Raw genomic sequence first — 21,820 nt, forward strand, 5'->3', positions numbered from 1 at the left:
AGCCGCCGCATGATCAACGCCTACACCGGAACGCAGGTCCGGGCCGCCGAGCAACCCCTCCTGGCCACCGGCCTGGGGGACGTGCTCATGCAGCGCGCCGCACACGGCCTGGCCGGCGCCGTCGTCCAGGAACTCAAGTCCCGGGGCCGCCGCCTGAGCGGTGCCCGCGTGGTGGTGCTGGTTGGCAAGGGCAACAACGGTGGCGATGGCCTGTTCGCAGCCGCCTTCCTTGCCGCCCGCGGCATGCGCACGACGGCGGTACTCACCGGCGATTCCGCCCATCCGGCTGGCCTTGCGGCATTCGAGCGCGCCGGCGGCCGGGTGCACCGGCTCACTGAATCTGCAATCCCGGGACTGGCGGCGGAAGCTGCCGCGGCCGACGTCGTCATTGACGCCGTGCTGGGGACCGGAGCGAAAGGCGGGCTGCGGGGCAGCGCTGCAGACCTGGTCCAGGCTGTCAGTGACGGCATCAGGAGCGGTTTGGTGGTGGCCTGCGACCTCCCGAGCGGCGTGGACGCCGATACCGGCGAGGCAGCCGGGCCGGTCCTTTCCGCTGACCTGACCGTAACGTTCGGGGGAGCGAAGGCCGGCCTGCTGGCGGACCCGGGCGCGGACCATGCTGGACGCGTCCTGGTGGTGCCGATCGGGATCGAGGAGCGCCTGTCGCAGCCGTCCCTTCGCCGGCTGGAGGATGCCGAACTGGCCCACCTCCTGCCCCGTCCTGCACGGCGGGCCCAAAAGTACTCCCGCGGAGTGCTGGGAGTGGTGGCCGGATCCGAAGACTATCCCGGCGCCGCAGTCCTGGCGTGCCGGGGCGCCCTGGCCGCAGGAGTCGGCATGGTGCGGTACCTCGGTCCGCCGGCCGTGGCCGACCTCGTCCGGCAGTCCTGCCCTGAGGTGGTGTGCAGCACCGGGAGCGTGGCCGACAACCGGGTGCAGGCATGGCTGGTGGGCTCGGGCATGGGTCCGCAGGACCATGACCAGTTGGCGCGTGCCCGCGATGCCATCGCGTCCGGACTTCCCGTCGTTGCCGACGCCGGCGCGCTGCCCGCGTTGCCGGCCATGCTCGCCCCGCACATGGTGCTGACCCCGCACGCCGGCGAGCTGGCGTCGCTGTTCCAGCGCCTGGGCGGTGGGGAGGACCGGGAAGCCGTGGAAGCCGGAACCCTCGCCGCCGTACGCCAGGCCGCCAACCGTACGGGAGCCACCGTCCTGCTCAAAGGCGCCACCACACTCGTGGCGGCACCCTGGGGAGAGACCTTCAGCCAGGCGGACGGCACGCCCTGGCTCGCCACTGCAGGCAGTGGGGACGTCCTGGCCGGGGTCATTGGTGCGCTGCTCGCCCAGGCGGGGGCCGACGTCGGCCGCTTCAGTGAGGTGGGCATAGCGGCGGAGGGGCGGTGGGCCGCCATTGCCGCACTGGGAGCCGCGCTGCACGGGCGGGCAGGGCTCGCGGCGTCGGAGGCGGTGACGGGCGGTCCGATCACGGCCGGCGGCGTCGCGAATGCCATACCCGAAATTTGGGGTAAAGTCAGCATGCTTAGTAAATATGGAGCCTGGAAACGTAATAGTCACAGCCAACCACTACGGTAGGCATTAGTTCGCACCAGCAGCGGGGCGTTCCGATGCCCTCTGCTGCTGACCACAAAATGAGGAGCACGATGGAAGTCTGGCCTGGAACTGCCTATCCGCTGGGAGCGACCTTTGATGGCACCGGCACCAATTTCGCCCTGTTCAGCGAACGGGCCGAGCGGGTCGAACTCTGCCTCCTGGCTGATGACCTGACCGAAACGCGCATCGAACTGACCGAGGTGGACGGCTACGTGTGGCACTGCTACCTGCCGCACATCCAGCCCGGCCAGAAGTACGGCTACCGCGTGCACGGTCCCTACGACCCCGCCAGCGGCAACCGCTTCAACCCGAACAAGCTGCTGATGGATCCCTACGCCAAGGCCATCCAGGGCCAGATCGACTGGGACCCGGCCCTCTTCTCCTACGAATTCGGCGACCCCGACTCCCGCAACGACGCCGATTCCGCCCCGCACACCATGCACGGCGTGGTCATCAACCCCTTCTTCGAATGGGACGGCGACCGCCAACTGCGGATCCCGTACCACGAGTCGGTGATCTACGAAGCCCACGTCAAGGGCCTCACCGAGCTCCACCCGGAAATCCCGGACGAACAGCGCGGCACCTACGCCGGTGTGGCCCACCCTGCGGTCATTGAGCACATGAAGAAGCTCGGGGTCACGGCCATCGAACTCATGCCCGTCCACCAGTTCGTCAACGACGGCACCCTGGTGGAAAAGGGGCTCAGCAACTACTGGGGCTACAACACCATCGGCTTCTTCGCCCCGCAGAACACCTACAGCGCCACCGGCGACGTGGGGCACCAGGTCCAGGAATTCAAGGCCATGGTCCGCGACCTGCACCGCGCCGGCATCGAAGTGATCCTCGACGTCGTTTACAACCACACTGCCGAAGGCAACCACCTGGGCCCCACGCTGTCCTTCAAGGGCATCGACAACCAGGCCTACTACCGCCTGGTGGACAACGACCTCAAGCACTACATGGACTACACCGGCACCGGCAACTCCCTGAACGTCCGCCACCCGCACTCGCTGCAGCTGCTCATGGATTCCCTGCGCTACTGGGTCACGGAGATGCACGTGGACGGCTTCCGCTTCGACCTTGCCTCCACCCTGGCCCGTGAGTTCTACGACGTGGACAAGCTCTCCACCTTCTTCGAACTCATCCAGCAGGACCCGGTAGTTTCCCAGGTGAAGCTGATCGCCGAGCCGTGGGACGTCGGCCCGGGCGGCTACCAGGTGGGCAACTTCCCGCCGCAGTGGACCGAATGGAACGGCAAGTACCGCGACACCGTCCGCGACTTTTGGCGCGGCGAGCCCTCCACGCTTGGCGAGTTCGCCTCCCGGCTAACCGGCTCCGCCGACCTCTACGAAAGCTCCGCCCGCCGTCCGGTGGCCTCAATCAACTTCGTCACCGCCCACGACGGTTTCACCATGCGGGACCTGGTCTCCTACAACGAGAAGCACAACGAGGCCAACGGCGAGGGCAACAACGACGGCGAATCGCACAACCGCTCCTGGAACTGCGGCGTTGAAGGCGACACCGATGACGACAAGGTCCTGACCCTGCGCGCCCGCCAGCAGCGGAACTTCATCGCCACGCTGCTGCTCTCCCAGGGCGTGCCCATGCTGCTGCACGGCGACGAGCTGGGCCGCACCCAGCAGGGCAACAACAACACCTACTGCCAGGACTCCGAGCTCAGCTGGATCCACTGGGAAGCCATGGACCAGCCGCTGGTGGAGTTCACCGCCTTCGTGAACAAGCTCCGCCACGACCACCCGACGTTCCGCCGCAGCCGCTTCTTCGACGGCCGGCCGGTGCGCCGCGGCGAAGGCGAAAAGCTGCCGGACATCGTCTGGCTCAAGACGGACGGCACCGAAATGCTGCCGGAGGACTGGGGGAGCGGCTTCGGCCGCACCATCGGCGTGTTCTACAACGGCGACGGCATCCAGGAACAGGATTCACGCGGTCGGCGCATCACGGACGACAGCTTCATCATGGCCTTCAACGCCCACGACGATGCCGTGGACTTCTGCCTTCCCAACGAGGAGTACTCACAGTACTGGGAGGTCCTGATTGACACCGCGGCCCAGGCTGACGCGTATGAACCGCTCAAGGCGAAGGCAACGCTGACCCTGGACGCGAAGTCCATGGTGGTGCTGCGCGCCTACTCCGGCCCGGAAGCTGAAGTGGACACGTCCGCTGCCGCTTCACTGGCGTCCAGGGTAGAGCACGAGGAAGCCCAGGAGGAGATGGTGGAGGCCCAGACCAAGGCCGCGGAAGCGAGCGAGGCAAAGGCCGAGGAAACCAAGGCAGCCAAAGCCGAGGACGCCAAGGCTGCGAAGGCGGAGGAGACCAAGGCTGCGAAGGCAACCGAGGCATGAGGACACCCGTCTCCACCTACCGTTTGCAGATCCGCAGCAGCTTCACCCTGTTCGACGCCGCCAACCAGGTCCCGTACCTGAAGGACCTCGGCGTGGACTGGGTGTACCTGTCGCCCATCCTCACTGCGGAAAAAGGTTCGGACCACGGCTATGACGTGACCGACCCCTCCGCCGTGGACCCGGACCGCGGCGGCCCTGAAGGGCTGCTGGCCCTGTCCAGGGCAGCGCGCGAGCACGGCATGGGCGTCCTGGTGGACATCGTGCCCAACCACGTGGGCGTGGCATCCCCTCCCCAGAACCCGTGGTGGTGGTCCCTGCTCAAGGAGGGCCGCGAATCACCCTACGCGGAAGCTTTCGACGTCGACTGGGACCTGGGCGGCGGAAAGGTCCGGCTCCCCATGCTGGGCTCCGACGCCGACCTGGACAAGCTGGAGGTCAAGGACGGCGAACTCCGCTACTACGATCACCGGTTCCCCCTGGCCGAGGGCACATACAGCGACGGTGATTCCCCGCAGGACGTTCACAGCCGCCAGCACTACCAGCTGATGGACTGGCGCCGCGCCGACGCCGAGCTGAACTACCGGCGCTTCTTCGCGGTCACCACGCTCGCCGGAATCCGCGTCGAAGAACCCTCGGTCTTCCAGGAAGCGCATGCCGAGGTGGGGCGCTGGTTCACCGAGGGCCTGGTGGACGGGCTCCGCGTGGACCACCCGGACGGCCTCGCCGATCCCACCGGCTATCTCCGCTGGCTGAAGGACCTCAGCGGCGGCGCCTACGTCCTGGTGGAGAAGATCCTGGAACCGGGCGAAGTGCTTCCGCAGGAGTTTGCGTGCGAAGGCACCACCGGATACGACGCGCTGGCGGACGTGGACCGGGTCTTTGTGGACCCCGCGGGGCAGCAGGCCCTGGACGCACTGGACGCCCGGCTGCGGGGCTCCTCAGAGCCCGCGGACTATGCCGCAATGATCCGCGGCACCAAGCGCATGATCGCCGACGGCATCCTGCGCTCGGAAGTGCTGCGGCTGGCCCGGCTGGTCCCGGAGTCCTACGGGCTCGCCCTGGACCAGGCAGCCGACGCCATCGCGGAGATTATCGCGTCCTTCCCGGTGTACCGTTCGTACCTGCCCGTGGGCGCCGATGTCCTCAAGGAAGCATGCGAGTCCGCGGCAGCCCACCGGCCGGACCTGGAAGTGGCGGTGGGAACCCTCCTTCCGCTGCTGCTGGATCCGGCCAACGCCATCGCCATCCGGTTCCAGCAGACCTCCGGCATGGTCATGGCCAAGGGCGTGGAGGATACGGCGTTCTACCGCTACACCCGCCTTGGAACCCTGACCGAGGTGGGCGCTGAACCCACCGAGTTCGCCGTGGACCCGGAGGAATTCCACCAGCGGATGCAGCGGCGCCAGCAGGACCTCCCGCTGTCCATGACCACCCTGTCCACCCACGACACCAAACGCAGCGAGGATGCCCGGGCACGGATCTCGGTCATCGCCGAGCTGCCGCAGGAGTGGGCGGAAACGCTGGAGAGCCTTCGCGGCCTGGCGCCCATCCCGGACGGCCCGTACGAAAACCTGCTGTGGCAGGCAATCATCGGTGCCTGGCCGGCAAGCCGGGAACGGCTTCAGGGATACGCCGAGAAGGCGGCCCGGGAAGCCGGGAACTCCACCACCTGGACCAATCCCAATGGGGACTTCGAGGCCGCGGTGAAGGCCGCCGTGGACGCAGTCTTCGACGACGCCAAGGTCGCCAACGTGGTGACGGACTTCGTGGCCCGCATCGACTCCTTCTCCGCCGCCAACTCGGTTTCCGCCAAGCTGGTCCAGCTGACCATGCCCGGCGTGCCGGACGTGTACCAGGGCAGCGAGTTCTGGGAACGTTCGTTGACGGACCCGGACAACCGCCGGCCGGTGGACTTTGGTGCCCGGCAGGCTGAGTTGGCAAAGCTCGACGCCGGCACCTTGCCGGACGAGGGCACAGAGGCCAGCAAGCTCCTGGTCACCTCACGGGCACTCCGCCTGCGCCGGGACCGGCCGGAGCTGTTCCAGGGCTACGCGCCAGTCCCAGCCACCGGCGCGGCTGCCGGGCACCTGCTCGCATTCACCCGCGGAACCGATGCCTCCTCCGGCGCCCTCACGCTTGCCACCCGGCTCCCCGCCGGACTGGAAGCCGGCGGCGGGTGGCGGGACACCGCCGTCGACCTTTCCACTGCCATGCGCGACGAACTTACGGGAGCCAGCTACGGGCCGGGCCCGGTTTCGGTGGCAGAAGTGCTGGGTACCTACCCGGTGGCCCTGCTGGTACCCGAAGATGGAGAGAAGGCATGACCCTGGTCAACGTTGGACCTGAGCGTTTCGATGTCTGGGCGCCGGACGTTTCATCGGTGGTTTTGCTGGCCGATGGCCGGCAATATCCCATGCAAAAGAAGGACACGGCGCCGGGATCGGAGGGGTGGTGGACGGCCCCCGACGCGCCCGCCGACGGCGACGTGGACTACGGCTACCTGCTGGACGGGGACACCACCCCCGTCCCGGATCCCAGGTCCCGCCGGCTTCCCGCCGGCGTGCACGACCAATCCCGGACCTACGATCCCGCAGCCTATGCATGGCAGGATTCCGGCTGGCGCGGCAAGGACCTGCAGGGTTCCGTCATCTACGAACTCCACGTGGGCACCTTCACCCCCGAAGGAACCCTGGACGCCGCCGCGGAGAAGCTGGGCTACCTGGTGGACCTGGGCATCGACTTCGTGGAGCTGCTGCCGGTCAACGGATTCAACGGCACGCATAACTGGGGCTACGACGGCGTCCAGTGGTACACCGTGCACGAAGGCTACGGCGGGCCGGCTGCGTACCAGCGATTCGTTGACGCCGCCCATGCCGCCGGACTGGGCGTCATCCAGGACGTGGTCTACAACCACCTTGGCCCCAGCGGAAACTATCTGCCCAGGTTTGGCCCCTATCTGAAGCAGGGGGACGCCAACACCTGGGGCGACTCGGTGAACCTGGACGGGCCCGGCTCGGACGTGGTCCGCGAATACATCCTGGACAACGCCGCTCTCTGGCTGCGCGACTACCACGTGGACGGGCTCCGCCTCGATGCCGTGCACGCGCTGCGGGACGAGCGCGCGGTGCACATCCTGGAGGACCTGGGGGCTTTGGGCGACGCGATTTCAGCCGGGACCGGGCTGCCCAAGACGCTCATCGCGGAATCGGACCTCAACAATCCGCGCCTGCTCTACCCCCGTGACGTCAACGGGTACGGACTGGCCGGGCAGTGGAGCGACGACTTCCACCATGCCGTGCATGTCAGCGTCAGCGGCGAGACCACCGGCTACTACTCCGACTTCAAATCCCTGGCCGTGCTGGCCAAGGTGCTGAAGGACGGGTTCCTGCACGACGGCAGCTACTCCAGCTTCCGCGGACGCCACCACGGCCGGCCCATCAACGCCGCCCTGGTGGACCCCGCGGCACTGGTGGTCTGCAACCAGAACCACGACCAGATCGGCAACCGGGCCACGGGGGACAGGCTCTCGCAGTCCCTGTCCTACGGGCAGCTCGCCGTGGCCGCGGTCCTCACGCTGACCTCCCCGTTCACCCCCATGCTGTTCATGGGCGAGGAATACGGCGCCACCACACCATGGCAGTTCTTCACCTCCCATCCCGAACCGGAGCTCGGGAAGGCCACCGCGGAAGGGCGCATCAAGGAATTCGAGCGCATGGGGTGGGATCCCGCCGTCGTGCCTGACCCGCAGGACCCGGAAACCTTCCGCCGGTCCAAGCTGGACTGGGCCGAGGCCACCTCTGGCGACCACGCGCGGCTCCTGGAGCTGTACCGGGCGCTGACGGCGCTGCGCCGCGGGCATCCGGAACTGGCGGGGCTTGGCTTCGGCGGGACGGAAGTTAAGTTCGACGACGACGCGGGCTGGCTGCGGTTCCGGCGCGGATCCGTCGAGGTCCTGGTGAACTTCGGGGACTCGAAGGTCCGGCTGGACGAGGCCGCCGGCAGCGTGCTGCTGGCCACGGACAACGGAACCACACTGGACGGCGGGTCCCTGGAACTGGCGCCCTGGAGCGCTGCGATCCTCAAAGCCTGAACCGACGGAAGAGAGAAACTGATGACGTACATTGCAGCAGGCGACCGCTACGAATCCATGCCCTACCGCCGGGTGGGCCGCAGCGGCCTGAAGCTCCCGGCCATCTCGCTGGGACTGTGGCACAACTTCGGCGACGACAAGCGCTTCGAGGAACAGCGGGACATCCTCCGCCGCGCCTTCGACCTGGGCGTCAACCACTTCGACCTCGCCAACAACTACGGGCCGCCGGACGGGTCCGCCGAGACCAACTTTGGCCGGCACCTGCGGGACGACTTCAAGCCCTACCGCGACGAACTGGTCATCTCCACCAAGGCCGGCTACTACATGTGGCCCGGTCCCTACGGCGAATGGGGCTCGCGCAAGTACCTGATCTCCAGCCTGGACCAGTCGCTGCAGCGCATGGGACTGGACTACGTGGACATCTTCTACAGCCACCGGCCCGACCCGGAAACACCGATGGAGGAGACCATGGGTGCCCTGGACTACGCCGTCCGTTCCGGCAAGGCACTGTACGCGGGCATTTCCTCCTATACGCCGGAGCAGACCCTCGAGGCCGCCCGTATCCTCAAGGAACTGGGCACGCCGCTGCTGATCCACCAGCCCAGCTACTCCATGCTGAACCGCTGGACCGAGGACGGTTCACCCAACCTGTACGAGGTCCTGGACCAGGTGGGCGCCGGATCCATCGCCTTCTCGCCGCTGGCGCAGGGCATGCTCACCGACCGATACCTCCACGGCATTCCTGACGACTCGCGGGCAGCCAAGGCGCGCTTCCTCTCGGAGGACTCCATCACCGAGGAAAAACTGGACCGGGTCCGCGGACTGCGGAAGATCGCCCAAGGCCGGGGGCAGACCCTGGCCCAGATGGCCATCGCCTGGATCCTGCGCGACCAGCCCAAGGGCTCGCCCGTCACCTCGGCACTGGTTGGCGCCTCCAGCGTCCAGCAGTTGGAGGACACATTGTCCTCCATCAACAACCTCAGCTTCTCGGATGAAGAGCTGACCGCGATTGACGAGTTTGCGGTTGAGTCGGACATCAACCTCTGGAAGCAAAACGCCTGACGGTGATTCTCTTTACGCAGCGGGACCGGGTGCACTGCGCCCGGTCCCGCTGCGTTGGGTAGTATGAAAAGGCGCCGCGCGGCGCCGAGCCAGCCGGCCGCCGTCGTACTGTCTGCGAGGCAAACCCGGCCGGCTGACGTTTGTCCCCAAAGGAGTTCTGTGTCTTCACATCCCATCCGTGTTGCAATCGTTGGCGTGGGCAACTGCGCCGCCTCGCTGGTGCAGGGCGTCCAGTACTACAAGGATGCCGATCCCGCAGAGACTGTTCCGGGCTTGATGCATGTTGAGTTCGGCCAGTACCACGTGGGTGACGTTCAGTTCGTCGCCGCGTTTGATGTTGACGGCAAGAAGGTCGGCGTTGACCTTGCCGACGCCATCACGGCCAGCGAAAACAACACCATCAAGATCGCCGACGTCCCGCCCACCGGTGTCACCGTCCAGCGCGGCCACACCCTGGACGGGCTGGGCAAGTACTACCTCGAGACCATCGAGGAATCCACTGAAGAGCCCGTGGACGTGGTCCAGGCCCTCAAGGACGCTGCCGTTGACGTTATGGTCTGCTACCTGCCCGTCGGCTCCCAGGAAGCGGCCGAGTTCTACGCGCAGGCCGCGATCGACGCCGGCGTGGCGTTCGTGAACGCGCTGCCGGTCTTCATTGCCGGAACCAAGGAGTGGGCGGACAAGTTCACTGCCGCGGGTGTTCCGATCGTGGGCGATGACATCAAGAGCCAGATCGGCGCCACCATCACCCACCGGGTCATGGCGAAGCTGTTCGAGGACCGGGGCGTGACCCTGGACCGGACGTACCAGCTGAACGTTGGCGGCAACATGGACTTCAAAAACATGCTGGAGCGTGACCGGCTGGAGTCCAAGAAGATCTCCAAGACCCAGGCCGTGACCTCCAACGTTGAGGCCGAGCTGGCTGCCAAGGACGTGCACATCGGTCCGTCCGACTACGTCCAGTGGCTCGATGACCGCAAGTGGGCGTTCGTCCGCCTGGAGGGCCGCAACTTTGGCGACGCCCCCGTGTCGCTGGAGTACAAGCTGGAGGTCTGGGATTCCCCGAACTCCGCAGGTGTGATCATCGACGCGATCCGCGCCGCGAAGATCGGCCTGGACCGTGGCATCGGCGGCCCGCTGCTGTCCGCGTCGAGCTACTTCATGAAGTCCCCGCCGGAGCAGTTCAACGACGACCTCGCCCGCGAAAAGGTGGAAGCCTTCATCCGCGGCGACGTGGAGCGCTAGAACTCCACACCTCGTTGCCGGCGCTCCCTCACCCTCCGGGGTGGGGGAGCGCCGCCATTTAAGACGCCCCATCACTTCCTGCTCTTTTCTGGCGACGCCCGCTCACTTTTGGCGGATTTTTCTACGACGCCCGCTCACTTTTGACGACTATTCCGGGGACGCCCGCTCGCATCTCACCGGCGAACGTTCAGTCGATCCCAGCTGAAAGTGAGCCCCGTTCAACTAGTCCCCGTTTGCGAACCCCGACGCCACCGTCGCATCCGCCACAGAGTTCTTCACGGCTCGCCTGATCTTTCTGATAGCGGCAGCGAAGCTGTCCTTCTGATCGGCCTTGTCGACGATGATGACAGTCCACCCGGCCGCTTCGAAGGCCTTGTCCCTGCGCCGATCGCTTAGTCGCTGGGCTTCCATAAGGTGATGGCCGCCGTCGTACTGGATAGCAATTCTTCGCTGCCGAAATCCGAGGTCGGCAGACGACGATCGAGGGTCTCCAGGATAAAGTGCCAGCTGCAGCTCTGGCTCCGGGAGACCAGCGTCAAACATGGCCAACCGGAGGAAGGTCTCGGGCGCGGAGTCCGATCCAACCCGCGCCAAGTCCAGTGCCTGCCGGGCACGCACAACCCCTTGAAGGTTTGGATGACGGGCAACCATGTCCCGTAGTTCCTCAATTGTTGAGTAGGCGCCCTCCCTGCCCTCCAGTTCAGGCCGGGGCAGCCGTACCAGTTGGTCCGCCATAGCCACCAAGTCTGCCAACGGCAGTAGCCGTGACATGTCCAGCCATGTCCGTGCCCGTGTGCTGATCCGTATCCCCTCGACGAACTCCACCTCGCCAGGCTTCACAATGAGCCGGTGGCCGTGAATTCCTTTCCTGCGGGCTCCCGGAAGCAGCGTGGGCTTGCTTAGGTGAAGTTCACTGGAGTCGGACAACCAAGCGGGCAGGAGCGAACTCTGGAGGCGCGCCGCTGTCACATGGGAAATCCATGCGCCGGGCGTCGCCTCCGACAATGCGCGGGCAGCATGCTCGAGGCAGAAGTCCCATGCAGCAGGGCGGTAGAGGCCCCGGCTGATGTGTTCGACGTCGTTGTGACGCAGGCGGTTGTGGTCCAGTCCGGCGCTTCTTGAGCTTTCAAGCGTGAAGGGTCTGCCAGCCAGATGCACAGGCAAGGGAAGGCGGGATCGCATACTGCATTGTCATGCATATGGCGGATACCCGTGTTGAGTTATCCACAGGCCGTGCCGGTTCGCCGTTTTGCCCGACGCTCGCCGCGGAAGGGGGTGAGCGGGGGTTTGGTGTTGTGCTGCCAAAGGTGAGCGGGGGTTTGGTGTTGTGCTGCCAAAGGTGAGCGGGGGTTTGGTGTTGTGCTGCCAAAGGTGAGCGGGGGTTTGGTGTTGTGCTGCCAAAGGTGAGCGGGCGTGTCAGGTGAGGCCTACCGGGTTGCCGTCCGCGTCCACGTCCATGCGCAGGGCTGCCGGGACGGCGGGGAGGCCGGGCATGGTCATCACCGCGCCGGTCAACGCCACGATGAAGCCCGCACCTGTCTTGGGCAGGAGGTCCCGGACATGGATGGTGAAGCCCTTCGGGGCACCGAGCCGGGAGGCATCGTCCGTGAACGAGTACTGTGTCTTGGCCATGCAGACCGGCAGCCCGCTCCAGCCGTTCCGCTCGATATCGGCCAGCCGCTTCAACGCCGGAACCGAGAAATCCACGCCGTCGGCGCCGTAGATCTCCTGGGCAATGGTCCGGATCTTGTCCTCCACCGGCAGCCCCAGGGCGTAGAGGTGCCGGAAGCTGTTGGGCCCCTCCGCAGCCTGGAGGACCAACGCTGCCAGTTCGTCGCCGCCGTCACCGCCGCCGCCGCGACCCCACACGTCCGCCACGGCCGCCGCCACGCCTTCGGCAGCACACCAGGCCAGCAGCCAGTCCAGCTCCTCCTGGGAATCGGAGGAGAACCTGTTGATCGCCACCACAGGGGTGACCCCGAACTTCTCCACGTTGCGCACGTGCCGGCGCAGGTTGGCCACCCCTGTTTCGAGGGCAGCCAGGTCCGGCTGGGCCAGCCGGTCCTTGGCCACCCCGCCCTGCATCTTCAGCGCCCGCACCGTGGCCACCACCACCACGGCCGACGGCGCCAGGCCCCCGTACCGGGCCTTGATGTCCATGAACTTCTCGGCCCCCAAATCCGCGCCGAAACCGGCCTCCGTGACCACGATGTCCGCCAGCCGCCGGGCGGTCTGGGTGGCAATCAACGAATTACAGCCGTGCGCGATGTTGGCGAACGGGCCGCCATGGACCAGGGCCGGGGTGCCGGCGATGGTCTGGACCAGGTTGGGTTTGACCGCCTCCTTCAGGAGCAGCGTCAAGGCGCCCTGCACCCCCAGGTCCGCCACCGTTACGGGTACCCGGTCGTAGGTGTAGCCGAAGGTGATCCGGCCCAGCCGGGAGCGCAGGTCCGCCAGATCCTTGGCCAGGCAGAAGACGGCCATGACCTCGGAGGCCACGGTGATGTCGAACCCGTCCTGCCGCGGCACCCCCTGGGTAGGCCCGCCCAGGCCAATGACCACTTCACGCAAAGCGCGCTCGTTCATGTCCATCACCCGCTTGAACGTCATGCGGCGGGGATCGATACTGAGCGCGTTGCCCTGGTAGATGTGGTTGTCCACCAGCGCCATCAGGGCGTTGTTGGCCGAGGTGATCGCATGGAAGTCGCCGGTGAAGTGCAGGTTGATCTCATCCATGGGCAGCACCTGCGAATAGCCGCCGCCGGTGGCGCCGCCCTTCATCCCCAGGACCGGACCCAGCGAGGGCTCCCGCAGCGCGATCATCACCTTCCGGCCGGCCCTGGCCAGGGAATCCGCCAATCCCACGGTGGTGGTGGATTTGCCCTCGCCGGCGGGCGTGGGGGACATGGCCGAGACCAGCACCACCTTGCCGTAGGGAGCCGGCGCATCGAGCTTGGCCGGATCGATCTTGGCCTTGAACCGCCCGTACTGTTCCAGGGCTTCCGGATTAACCCCCGCGGCAGCCGCGATGTCCGCAATGGGACGGATCCGGGCAGCCCGGGCTATCTCGAGATCAGAAGGGAGAGCAGACATCGTTGTCCTTTCCTGCGCAGCTTCATCCTGCCCAGTCCATTCCGGCGCCGGCAGGCGCCGGAGGCCTTCCCCTAAGCTAACAGCACCCGGGGCGCCCGCGAAGGAAAAGGAAAAGCCCATGACGGAAAAGCCGGGCAGGAAACCAGGACAGGAACGTCAGGAAGCGGGAACCACCGGGGCCAGGCGCCGGCCCACAAAATTCTCGACGGCGGCATGGTAGCTTTCCAGCGTGATGGCGGCTGTGCGCTGCCAGCCGGAGTTCTGGGCGCGGATGGCGGCGGCGCGGCCCAGGTCTTCGCGGGTGGCGGGGTCGTCGTACAGGGCTTCGAGGGCATCGGCCCAGTCGGCGGCGTGGTGGCCATCCACCAGGAGCCCCGTCCGGCCGTGGAAGATGGCGCGGGACAGCCCGCCGACGCGGGTGGCCACGACGGGCGTACCGCAGGCCTGGGCCTCGAGTGCCACCAGCCCGAAGGATTCGCTGAAGGAAGGCATCACCACCACGTCCGCCGCGCGGAACCAGGACGCCAGCTCAGGTGCCTCAACCGGCGGAAGCTGCGTGACGACGTCGTCCATTCCTGCCTCCGCAACCAGGCAGCGCAGGTTGAATTCCTTGTTGCCGCTCAGGGCGCCCAGGATGGTGACGCGCAGGTCGATGTCCGGCCGGCGTTTGCGCAGCAGCGCCGCCGCCTTGACCAGGACCTGCGGGCCCTTCAGCCGTTGGATGCGGCCGGCGAACACCAGATGGAAGGTGTCCGGGCTGATGCCGTGCCGGGCCCGGGACCGCGCCCGGAATGCCGGCGTGAAGGTGGCCAGGTCCACTCCGGGCGGGGCGATGTCGATGCGGTCGTAGGTGGCGCCGTAGTGGGAAACGAGCTCGGCTGCCTCGGAGCTGGTGTTGGCGATCAGCCGTGCCGCGCCGTCCACGATGCGGTGCTCGCCCACCTCGCGCCGGCGCGGCTCCGGCTGTTCGCCGGATTCAAGGAGCAGGTTCTTGACCTTGGCCATGGTGTGCATGGTGTGCACCAGCGGCACGCCCCACAGTTCGGACAGTTCCAGCCCGGCGATCCCGGACACCCAGTAATGCGAATGGATGACGTCATAGCGGCCGTGGGGCTGCCGGCGGCGGATCTGTTCGATCTCGGCCACCATGGCGTGCAGCAACCCCGGCAGCTCCTCTTTGGGGATCTTCTTGGGCGGCCCGGCCAGGACATTGTGCACGCAGACGCCGGGATCGGGATGTTCGACGGCGGGCTGGTCGGCTGAGGTGGCGCGTGTGAAGATCTCCACTTCCACGCCCGCCTCGGCCAGGGCGGAGGCCAGCTCGCGGATATAGACGTTCATTCCGCCGGCGTCACCGGAGCCCGGCTGTTCCATGGGGGAGGTGTGGAGGGAGAGCAGCGCGACCCTGCGGATCAGTGCCACGGGACCTCCTTCCGGCCGCCGGCGGGTATCAGGGGAGCCGGCTCAGTGCGCATTCGATAAAACATTACTCCTTCCCCTAACGCCCGCCGCCTTCCCAGATCTTCCCCAAAGCCGGGAAAGCCTGCTCATAACCAGCCAGAAGCTTCGCGGCGAGGTCCGGCGAATCCACGAGCGGGTGCCGGGCGAAAGCCTCAAGGGCTGCCTCGCGGGCTCCGGTGCCGGCGGCCCGGACCACGAGCCGTTCCACCTCTTTGACCCGCTGGAGCAGCCGCAGCTGCGGGCCGTCCGGCGCCTGCTGGGGCAGGGGCACGGCGCCCCTGGCCGTCACCATGCAGGGAACCTCGACGACGGCGTCGGCGGGAAGGCCTGGAATGGCAGGCTGGGGAGCGGGCGGGGCAGCCGTGGCGGAGGCGGGCGGGTGGCCTTCAGGTGTCCCGGCGGGTGCCGCCGTGTTCCGGGTGTTCAGGACCAGTTGGGTCTCCCCGCGGCCGGCCAGGGCCCGCATGGCCGCCAGCGCCACCCGCTCATAGCCGCCCCCGGCCAGGTCCTCCTCGGCGCGGCGCTCGCCATCGTGCCGGGCCTCGGCCAGGTAGCCCTCTTCGCGGGAGCGCCGCGCCTCCTCCCACAGCCGGTAGGCGTCCGGCCCAGCAGCAGCCAGCCGCGGGTAGAGCTCCCGCTGCTGGCTGTGGATGGTCTCGCCCCGGGTCTGCGCCATGGCCTGCATCGCCCGCCGGGCTGCGTCGCGCTGGTAGTAGTAATACAGGTACTCGTTGGGAAGCATGCCCAGTTGGGCCAGGAACGGCTGCGGGAAAAGGCGGCCTTCCTCGAACGACTGCAGTGCGCCGGCATCCGCCAAAAGGCCACGCAGCACGTCCCGGCCGCCGGACTCCAGGCGGTACAGCCAGCCCAGGTGGTTCAGCCCGTAGTAGCCCACGCCGTCGAGCCTTCCCTCCGGCAACTGCACCCCGGCAGCGGCCGCTGCCCGCTGCACCAGACCGCCGGCAGAGTCGCAGATCCCGATGACCCGGTGGCCCAGGACGGGAAGCAGCGCCTCGGTGACCATCCCGGCAGGGTTGGTGAAGTTGACCAGCCACGCGTCAGGGCAGTGCTCCCGCATCAGCCGGGCAAGGCCAAGCATCTGCGGAATGGTCCGCAAAGCATACGAAATTCCCCCGGCCCCCGTGGTCTCCTGGCCCAGCAGCCCTAGGTCCTGCGCCACCTTCTCGTCCGCAACGCGCCCCGCCGTACCGCCCGGCCGGATCGCGGCGAACACCACGGTGGTGCCGGGCAGTGCTTCGGCAGGATCGGTGGTGGCGTGGACCGGAAGACGGGCACCTTCACCCACCGGCATGCTCTCCAGCACGGCGGTGACGGCATCAAGGCGCGCGGGATCGACGTCGTACAGCACCAGCTCGGTGACCAGCCCGGCAAAGCGGCCGGACACCAGGGCCCGGTATATCAGCGGCACCCGGAAACCCCCGCCGCCGGCAATCAGAAGCCGCATACCATGCAGTGTAGGCGGGGTGTCCCGCGGCCTGTCCACGCCCGACCAAGGCCCCTACCGCAGCGGTGCGGCACGGCGTATCCTGCGCACTATGGACGCCATCCCAGCACGCCCCTACGACCCCCTGGCTGCCGTCCGTTCACCCGCCGAACCCGGATTCGACCTCTTGCTGGCCGGGACCGTGTTCCAGGACATCATCTTCACCGGCCTGCCCCACGGGCCCGAACCCGGCACGGAAATCTGGAGCGACGGCATGGGCAGCTGCCCCGGCGGCGTGGCCAACCAGGCCATTGCCGCTGCCAGGCTTGGGCTGCGCACCGGGCTGGCAGCTGCTTTCGGCGACGACGGGTACGGGGACTTCAACTGGAAGATCCTTTCCGGCCAGGAACACGTGGACCTCAGCCTTTCCCGACGCGTCCCGGGCTGGCACTCCCCGGTGACCGTGTCCCTCTGCGTGGACCAGGACCGCTCCCTGGTGACCCACGGGCACTCCGCACCGGTGACAAATTCCGAGCTGATCGGAGACCCGCCCAAGGCCCTCGCCGGAATCGCTGAGGTGGGCCTGGAAGTGGAGCCGTGGGCCCACGCAGCCCACGCCGCCGGGGTAAAGCTGTTCGGCGATGTTGGATGGGACCCCAGCGGGGAATGGGCGCCCGTCAGGCTCGACAACCTGCAGTACTTCTACGCCTTCCTGCCCAACCAGCGCGAGGCCATGGCGTTCACGGGCAAGGACAACCCGTGGAGCGCCCTGTACGCGCTGGCGGACCACGTTCCGGTGGCCGTCGTAACCCTGGGCCCCCAGGGCGCCATGGCCGTGGACTCGGAAACCGGCGAGGAAGAATGGGTCCCGTCGCTTCCGGTCAAGGCGCACGACCCCACCGGAGCCGGCGACTGCTTCGACGCAGCCTTCATCGTGGGCACCCTGGCCGGGTGGCCGCTGGGGGACCGGCTGCGCTTTGCCAACCTGTGCGCGTCCATGGCGGTGCAGGAGGTGGGCGGCTCGCTGGCGGCGCCGGGTTGGGGCGACATTGCCGACTGGTGGAGACGCGCCAACGCCCGCCCCGAACGGCAGACGAGCCAGTGGCTGCGGCGCTTCGGGTTCCTCGCGGACATCATCGACGACGTGCCGCTGTCAGCCCAGCGCAGGGCGGCCGCCACCATCGCGCACTTGTCGGATGCGTAGGCGGCGTTGGAGGCCCTGATTATTCGGCGCGAAGTGCCCGCACTAGAATCACTTAGGTGACCTACCCCGCAACAACCGGTGAATTCAGCGCTGCCTCCGGGCCGGACCCCCGCCACGAGCGGTCGGCCGTGATCGACCTGGACGCCATCCGGCACAACGTCCGCCGGCTTGCCGCCGCTGCCTCCCCCGCGAAAGTCATGGCCGTCGTCAAGGCGGATGCATACGGGCACGGCGCCGTCCCCGTGGCCCGCGCAGCCCTGCAGGCCGGCGCGGCCTGGCTCGGCGTGGCCCACATTTCCGAGGCCCTGGCGCTGCGCGCCGCCGGCATCGACGCGCCGCTTCTCGCCTGGCTGCACACCACGGACAGCAACTTCGGTGCCGCGGTGGCCGCCGGCGTCGATATTGGCTGCTCAGGGTGGGAGCTGGAACGCATCGTGGCCGCGGCCCGTGAGCAGGAGCGGCCGGCACGGGTGCATCTCAAGGTGGACACCGGGCTGGGACGGAACGGAGCCACCCCCGAGTCCTGGGACCGCCTGGTGGGGGAGGCCGTGGAATACCAGGACCAGGGCCTGCTGCGCGTAGTTGGCATCTTCTCCCACCTGGCCGTGGCCGACGAACCGGAGCGGCCCGAAACGGACCAGCAGGTGGCCGCGTTCCGGGAGGCGCTGGCCATTGCCGAGGACGCGGGCGTGGATCCCGAGGTCCGGCACCTTGCCAACACCCCCGCCACCCTGTCCCGCCCGGACACGCACTTCGACCTGGTCAGGGTTGGCCTGGGCATCTATGGGCTGTCGCCGTTTGACGGGCAGACTTCAGCAGAACTGGGACTCCGGCCCGCCATGACGCTGCGCACCCTCGTGTCGCAGTGCAAGGACGTGCCCGAGGGGCAGGGCGTCTCCTACGGGCTGCATTACCGCACCAGGACGGCGAGCACGCTGGCCCTGATTCCGGTGGGCTATGCCGACGGCGTCCCCCGGGTCGCCACCGGTGGACCCGTCCGCGTCGCAGGGAAGACCTATCTCGTGGTGGGCCGGATCGCGATGGACCAGATGGTGATCGACCTTGGGCCGGAGGCATCCGGAACTGACCTGCAGGGTGCGGAAGCGGAACTGTTCGGGGACGGCGCCGACGGCGGGCCCACCGCGGAGGACTGGGCACGCGCCGCGGGGACCATCAACTATGAAATCGTGACCCGCATCAGCCCCCGTGTTCCGCGCCGCTTCATCAACGAGGACGAGCCGGCGGGCACCGGGCACGCGGGCAACGGGCACGGCCTGGTGGGCGCGCCCGGCTCGGCGGGGGCCGCATGAGCGCGGCCGGACAGTTGGCTGCCAACTGGGAAAAGACGTTCACGGCGACGACGGCGGAACAGACGCACGCGTTCGGCGCACGTTTGGCGGAGGTGATGCGGGCCGGGGACCTGCTGGTGCTTTCCGGTGAGCTGGGTGCCGGGAAAACCACCTTCACCCAGGGACTGGGCGAGGGGCTGGGTGTCCGCGCAGGCATCATCTCACCCACCTTTGTGCTGGTCCGGATCCACCCGAACCTGCCGGATGGTCCGCGTCCCGGCGGCCCCGACCTTGTGCACGTGGACGCCTACCGGCTGGGTTCCGCAGCGGAGATCGACGACATCGACCTCGAAAACACCATGGACTCGTCCGTGACCGTGGTGGAGTGGGGACAGGACCGGGTGGAGCACCTCAGCGAGAGCCGGCTGGAGATCGACCTCCTCCGTGCCATCGGGCTGGATGCCGCCGGCAGTGGAGCTGGAAGCCTGGACTTCGACGGCGAAGACACCGACGAGCCCCGCACCATCGTGATGCGCGGCTACGGGCCGCGCTGGGCAACTGCCCCCGAACTGGGTGCCCCCGAACTGGGCGGGCCCGAGCTGGGTGGGCCGGAGCTGGGTGGGCCGGAAGGAAACGCCCCATGCTGATCCTCGCGATTGACACTTCCGCGGTGGCCAGCGCCGCGCTGGTGTCCGATGCAGCCCCCGAAGGCGTGGTGGCCAGCTTCTCCACGGAGGACACCCGCAGCCACGCTGAGGTGCTCGCTCCCGGCATCCACACCCTGCTGTCCGAAGCCGGCGTCACCGGGCAGGACATCGATGCGCTGGTGGTGGGCGTAGGCCCCGGCCCCTTCACCGGGCTGCGCTCGGGCATTGCCACCGCCCGGACGCTGGCGTTCGTCTGGGGCAAGCCGCTGCACGGCCTGATGAGCCTGGACGCGGTGGCCCTGGAGGTAGCCGAATCCACCGCCGCCGTCCCGGAGTTCCTGGTGGCCACCGACGCCCGCCGGAAAGAGGTCTACTGGGCGCGCTACAGCCTGGGTGACGGGCAGCTGCCGCTGCTGGAGGACGGCCCCCATGTTGGTTTCGCCGCCGACCTGCCGGACCTGCCCGCCTTCGGCGCGGGCGCAGGTCTCTACGCCGACGTCCTCCAAGCCGATCCCGAGTTCGCGGGGGAGCAACCCGACGCCCTGTATCTTGGCCAGTTTGCCCTGGCGCGGCTGGCTGCCGGGGAGGCCCTGCTGGACACCACACCCCTGTACCTGCGCGAATCAGATGCCCAGGTACCCGGACCACGGAAGCGTGCACTGTGAGTACCACCCCGGAACCCCACATGGCAGGCGTCACCGTCCGCGACATGACCCTGGGCGATGTACCCGCCGTCGGCGCCCTGGAACACAAGCTCTTCCCCATCGACGCCTGGCCCGTGCAGATGTTCCTGGATGAACTCTCCCAGCCGGAAACCCGCCGCTACCTTGTGGCGGAGACCACCGACGGCATCGTGGGCTACGCCGGGCTGATGTGCATCGAGCCCATCGCCGACATCCAGACCATCGCCGTCGTTCCTGATTACGAGGGGCGGGGAATCGGCAGCAGGCTGCTCACCCAACTCATCGCCGAGGCCAGGCACCGCGGTGCCGCCGATGTCCTGCTTGAGGTCCGCGCCGACAACCCGCGGGCGCAGCAGCTGTACGTGCGGTTCGGCTTCGAACAGATCCACATCCGCCCCCGCTACTACCGCGACGGCGTGGATGCGCTCATCATGCGGCTCCAGCTGGCCGCACCGGAAACTGATGGCCACCAAGCAACGGAAGCAGGCCGGCAATGAACCGCTCACAGCCCCTGGTGCTGGGGATCGAATCATCCTGCGACGAAACCGGCGTGGGCATCGTCCGCGGCACCACCCTCCTGACCAACACCGTCTCCTCCTCCATGGACGAGCACGTCCGCTTTGGCGGCGTCATCCCCGAGATCGCCTCGCGCGCCCACTTGGACGCGTTCGTCCCCACGCTCGATCAGGCGCTGGCAGACGCAGGCGTGAGCCTTGACGAGGTGGACGCCATCGCCGTCACATCCGGGCCCGGGCTGGCCGGCGCACTCATGGTGGGTGTCTGCGCTGCCAAGGCGCTGGCCGTCGCCACCGGGAAGCCGCTGTACGCGATCAACCACCTGGTGGCGCACGTGGGCGTGGGGCTGCTGGATGACCGCGCCAACGGCCGGAAGCAGGAGCTGCCGGAGAACCTGGGCGCCCTGCTGGTGTCCGGCGGCCACACCGAAATCCTGCGGATCAGGACCATCACCAGCGACGTGGAGCTCCTGGGCTCCACCATCGACGACGCCGCCGGCGAGGCCTACGACAAAGTGGCACGCATCCTGGGTCTTGGCTACCCGGGCGGCCCTGCGATCGACAAGGTGGCCCGCGGCGGCAATCCCAAGGCCATCCGCTTCCCCCGCGGCCTCACCCAGCCCAAGTACATGGGCACGGCGGATGAGCCGGGGCCGCACCGGTATGACTGGTCCTTCAGCGGCCTCAAGACGGCAGTGGCCCGGTGCGTGGAGCAGTTCGAGGCCCGCGGCGAAGAGATCCCCGTGGCTGACATCGCGGCCGCCTTCCAGGAAGCCGTGGTGGACGTGATTTCGTCCAAGGCGGTGCTGGCCTGCCGCGAGTACGGCATCAAGGATGTCCTGCTGGGTGGGGGAGTGGCGGCCAACTCGCGGCTGCGGGAACTGACCGGGCAGCGGTGCGCGTCCGCCGGCATCCGGCTGCACGTGCCGCCCCTGGACCTCTGCACTGACAACGGCGCCATGGTGGCCGCCCTCGGCGCACAGCTGGTGATGGCCGGCGTCGAACCCAGTGGAATCGCCTTCGCCCCGGACTCGTCAATGCCGGTTACATTGGTGTCGCTGCCGGCCTGACGGCAGAGCGCCGGGGGAAAGCGAACCGTCGCGGGGCACTTTG

The 21,820-nt window shown here is 67.8% G+C and carries 16 protein-coding genes; 12 read left to right on the forward strand and 4 right to left on the reverse strand.

The genetic code is table 11. The features are described 5' to 3' along the window. The first annotated feature begins 9 nt into the window (after nucleotides 1–9). The 6 genes from ACV095_RS06195 (at nucleotide 10) to ACV095_RS06220 (ending at nucleotide 10,371) form a co-directional block, all read left to right on the forward strand. Complete coding sequence (locus ACV095_RS06195) at nucleotides 10–1,593, forward strand: NAD(P)H-hydrate epimerase (RefSeq protein ID WP_478223122.1); 1,584 nt, start codon at nucleotides 10–12, stop codon at nucleotides 1,591–1,593. Nucleotides 1,594–1,661: 68 nt separating this feature from the next. Beyond that, nucleotides 1,662–3,974, forward strand: a complete 2,313-nt coding sequence (gene glgX / locus ACV095_RS06200) for a glycogen debranching protein GlgX (protein ID WP_018769184.1) — start codon at nucleotides 1,662–1,664, stop codon at nucleotides 3,972–3,974. Then, nucleotides 3,971–6,298, forward strand: coding sequence for a malto-oligosyltrehalose synthase (gene treY / locus ACV095_RS06205; RefSeq protein WP_478223123.1), 2,328 nt, complete (start codon nucleotides 3,971–3,973; stop codon nucleotides 6,296–6,298). The genes glgX and treY overlap by 4 nt, the downstream gene beginning before the upstream one ends. After that, nucleotides 6,295–8,064: a malto-oligosyltrehalose trehalohydrolase gene (gene treZ, locus ACV095_RS06210; protein ID WP_478223124.1), complete on the forward strand. Its 1,770-nt coding sequence runs from the start codon at nucleotides 6,295–6,297 to the stop codon at nucleotides 8,062–8,064. The genes treY and treZ overlap by 4 nt, the downstream gene beginning before the upstream one ends. Before the next feature lie 21 nt (nucleotides 8,065–8,085). Continuing rightward, nucleotides 8,086–9,126, forward strand: coding sequence for an L-glyceraldehyde 3-phosphate reductase (gene mgrA / locus ACV095_RS06215; RefSeq protein ID WP_223992231.1), 1,041 nt, complete (start codon nucleotides 8,086–8,088; stop codon nucleotides 9,124–9,126). A 159-nt stretch (nucleotides 9,127–9,285) separates the two neighbouring features. Then, nucleotides 9,286–10,371, forward strand: a complete 1,086-nt coding sequence (locus tag ACV095_RS06220; protein ID WP_018769188.1) for an inositol-3-phosphate synthase — start codon at nucleotides 9,286–9,288, stop codon at nucleotides 10,369–10,371. Between the two features lie 222 nt (nucleotides 10,372–10,593). Here the strand turns inward: ACV095_RS06220 and ACV095_RS06225 are convergent, their stop codons facing one another. The 4 genes from ACV095_RS06225 to ACV095_RS06240 all read right to left on the reverse strand — a co-directional run bounded on the left by ACV095_RS06225 (nucleotide 10,594) and on the right by ACV095_RS06240 (nucleotide 16,390). After that, on the reverse strand, nucleotides 10,594–11,196 hold the full coding sequence (locus ACV095_RS06225) for an endonuclease domain-containing protein (RefSeq protein ID WP_478223125.1): 603 nt from the start codon (nucleotides 11,194–11,196) through the stop codon (nucleotides 10,594–10,596). Nucleotides 11,197–11,787: 591 nt separating this feature from the next. After that, nucleotides 11,788–13,464, reverse strand: a complete 1,677-nt coding sequence (locus ACV095_RS06230; protein ID WP_478223126.1) for a formate--tetrahydrofolate ligase — start codon at nucleotides 13,462–13,464, stop codon at nucleotides 11,788–11,790. 156 nt (nucleotides 13,465–13,620) lie between these two features. Further along, nucleotides 13,621–14,886, reverse strand: a complete 1,266-nt coding sequence (gene mshA, locus ACV095_RS06235; RefSeq protein WP_478223127.1) for a D-inositol-3-phosphate glycosyltransferase — start codon at nucleotides 14,884–14,886, stop codon at nucleotides 13,621–13,623. A 76-nt stretch (nucleotides 14,887–14,962) separates the two neighbouring features. Beyond that, entirely contained in the window at nucleotides 14,963–16,390 is a 1,428-nt protein-coding gene (locus ACV095_RS06240) for a family 4 glycosyl hydrolase (protein WP_478223128.1), read from the reverse strand. A 91-nt stretch (nucleotides 16,391–16,481) separates the two neighbouring features. Between ACV095_RS06240 and ACV095_RS06245 the strand changes: the two genes are divergently transcribed. From ACV095_RS06245 to tsaD, 6 genes are read left to right on the forward strand one after another with little or no spacing between them, the layout of a single operon-like run. Continuing rightward, a complete protein-coding gene (locus tag ACV095_RS06245) occupies nucleotides 16,482–17,573 on the forward strand; it encodes a PfkB family carbohydrate kinase (protein WP_026265754.1) in 1,092 nt (363 codons plus the stop codon). Nucleotides 17,574–17,629: 56 nt separating this feature from the next. Further along, nucleotides 17,630–18,883: an alanine racemase gene (alr, locus tag ACV095_RS06250; RefSeq protein ID WP_478223129.1), complete on the forward strand. Its 1,254-nt coding sequence runs from the start codon at nucleotides 17,630–17,632 to the stop codon at nucleotides 18,881–18,883. After that, complete coding sequence (gene tsaE, locus ACV095_RS06255) at nucleotides 18,880–19,509, forward strand: tRNA (adenosine(37)-N6)-threonylcarbamoyltransferase complex ATPase subunit type 1 TsaE (RefSeq protein ID WP_478223130.1); 630 nt, start codon at nucleotides 18,880–18,882, stop codon at nucleotides 19,507–19,509. Before alr ends, tsaE begins: the two co-directional genes overlap by 4 nt. Then, nucleotides 19,503–20,174, forward strand: a complete 672-nt coding sequence (gene tsaB, locus ACV095_RS06260; protein WP_018769196.1) for a tRNA (adenosine(37)-N6)-threonylcarbamoyltransferase complex dimerization subunit type 1 TsaB — start codon at nucleotides 19,503–19,505, stop codon at nucleotides 20,172–20,174. The genes tsaE and tsaB overlap by 7 nt, the downstream gene beginning before the upstream one ends. 20 nt (nucleotides 20,175–20,194) lie before the next feature. Then, entirely contained in the window at nucleotides 20,195–20,689 is a 495-nt protein-coding gene (gene rimI, locus ACV095_RS06265) for a ribosomal protein S18-alanine N-acetyltransferase (RefSeq protein ID WP_056394254.1), read from the forward strand. Next, on the forward strand, nucleotides 20,686–21,777 hold the full coding sequence (tsaD, locus tag ACV095_RS06270; RefSeq protein ID WP_223992212.1) for a tRNA (adenosine(37)-N6)-threonylcarbamoyltransferase complex transferase subunit TsaD: 1,092 nt from the start codon (nucleotides 20,686–20,688) through the stop codon (nucleotides 21,775–21,777). Before rimI ends, tsaD begins: the two co-directional genes overlap by 4 nt. Nucleotides 21,778–21,820 lie beyond the last annotated feature (43 nt).

The sequence above is a fragment of the Arthrobacter sp. JDC6 genome, assembly GCF_056484025.1.

Bases quoted from the DNA above. Each gene is read 5' to 3' on its own strand.
- tsaB (WP_018769196.1), top strand. From the start codon at position 19,503: ATGCTGATCCTCGCGATTGACACTTCCGCGGTGGCCAGCGCCGCGCTG.
- ACV095_RS06245 (WP_026265754.1), top strand. From the start codon at position 16,482: ATGGACGCCATCCCAGCACGCCCCTACGACCCCCTGGCTGCCGTCCGT.
- treZ (WP_478223124.1), top strand. From the start codon at position 6,295: ATGACCCTGGTCAACGTTGGACCTGAGCGTTTCGATGTCTGGGCGCCG.
- tsaE (WP_478223130.1), top strand. From the start codon at position 18,880: ATGAGCGCGGCCGGACAGTTGGCTGCCAACTGGGAAAAGACGTTCACG.
- ACV095_RS06195 (WP_478223122.1), top strand. From the start codon at position 10: ATGATCAACGCCTACACCGGAACGCAGGTCCGGGCCGCCGAGCAACCC.
- glgX (WP_018769184.1), top strand. From the start codon at position 1,662: ATGGAAGTCTGGCCTGGAACTGCCTATCCGCTGGGAGCGACCTTTGAT.
- tsaD (WP_223992212.1), top strand. From the start codon at position 20,686: ATGAACCGCTCACAGCCCCTGGTGCTGGGGATCGAATCATCCTGCGAC.
- rimI (WP_056394254.1), top strand. From the start codon at position 20,195: ATGGCAGGCGTCACCGTCCGCGACATGACCCTGGGCGATGTACCCGCC.
- ACV095_RS06230 (WP_478223126.1), bottom strand. From the start codon at position 13,464: ATGTCTGCTCTCCCTTCTGATCTCGAGATAGCCCGGGCTGCCCGGATC.
- ACV095_RS06240 (WP_478223128.1), bottom strand. From the start codon at position 16,390: ATGCGGCTTCTGATTGCCGGCGGCGGGGGTTTCCGGGTGCCGCTGATA.
- mgrA (WP_223992231.1), top strand. From the start codon at position 8,086: ATGACGTACATTGCAGCAGGCGACCGCTACGAATCCATGCCCTACCGC.
- treY (WP_478223123.1), top strand. From the start codon at position 3,971: ATGAGGACACCCGTCTCCACCTACCGTTTGCAGATCCGCAGCAGCTTC.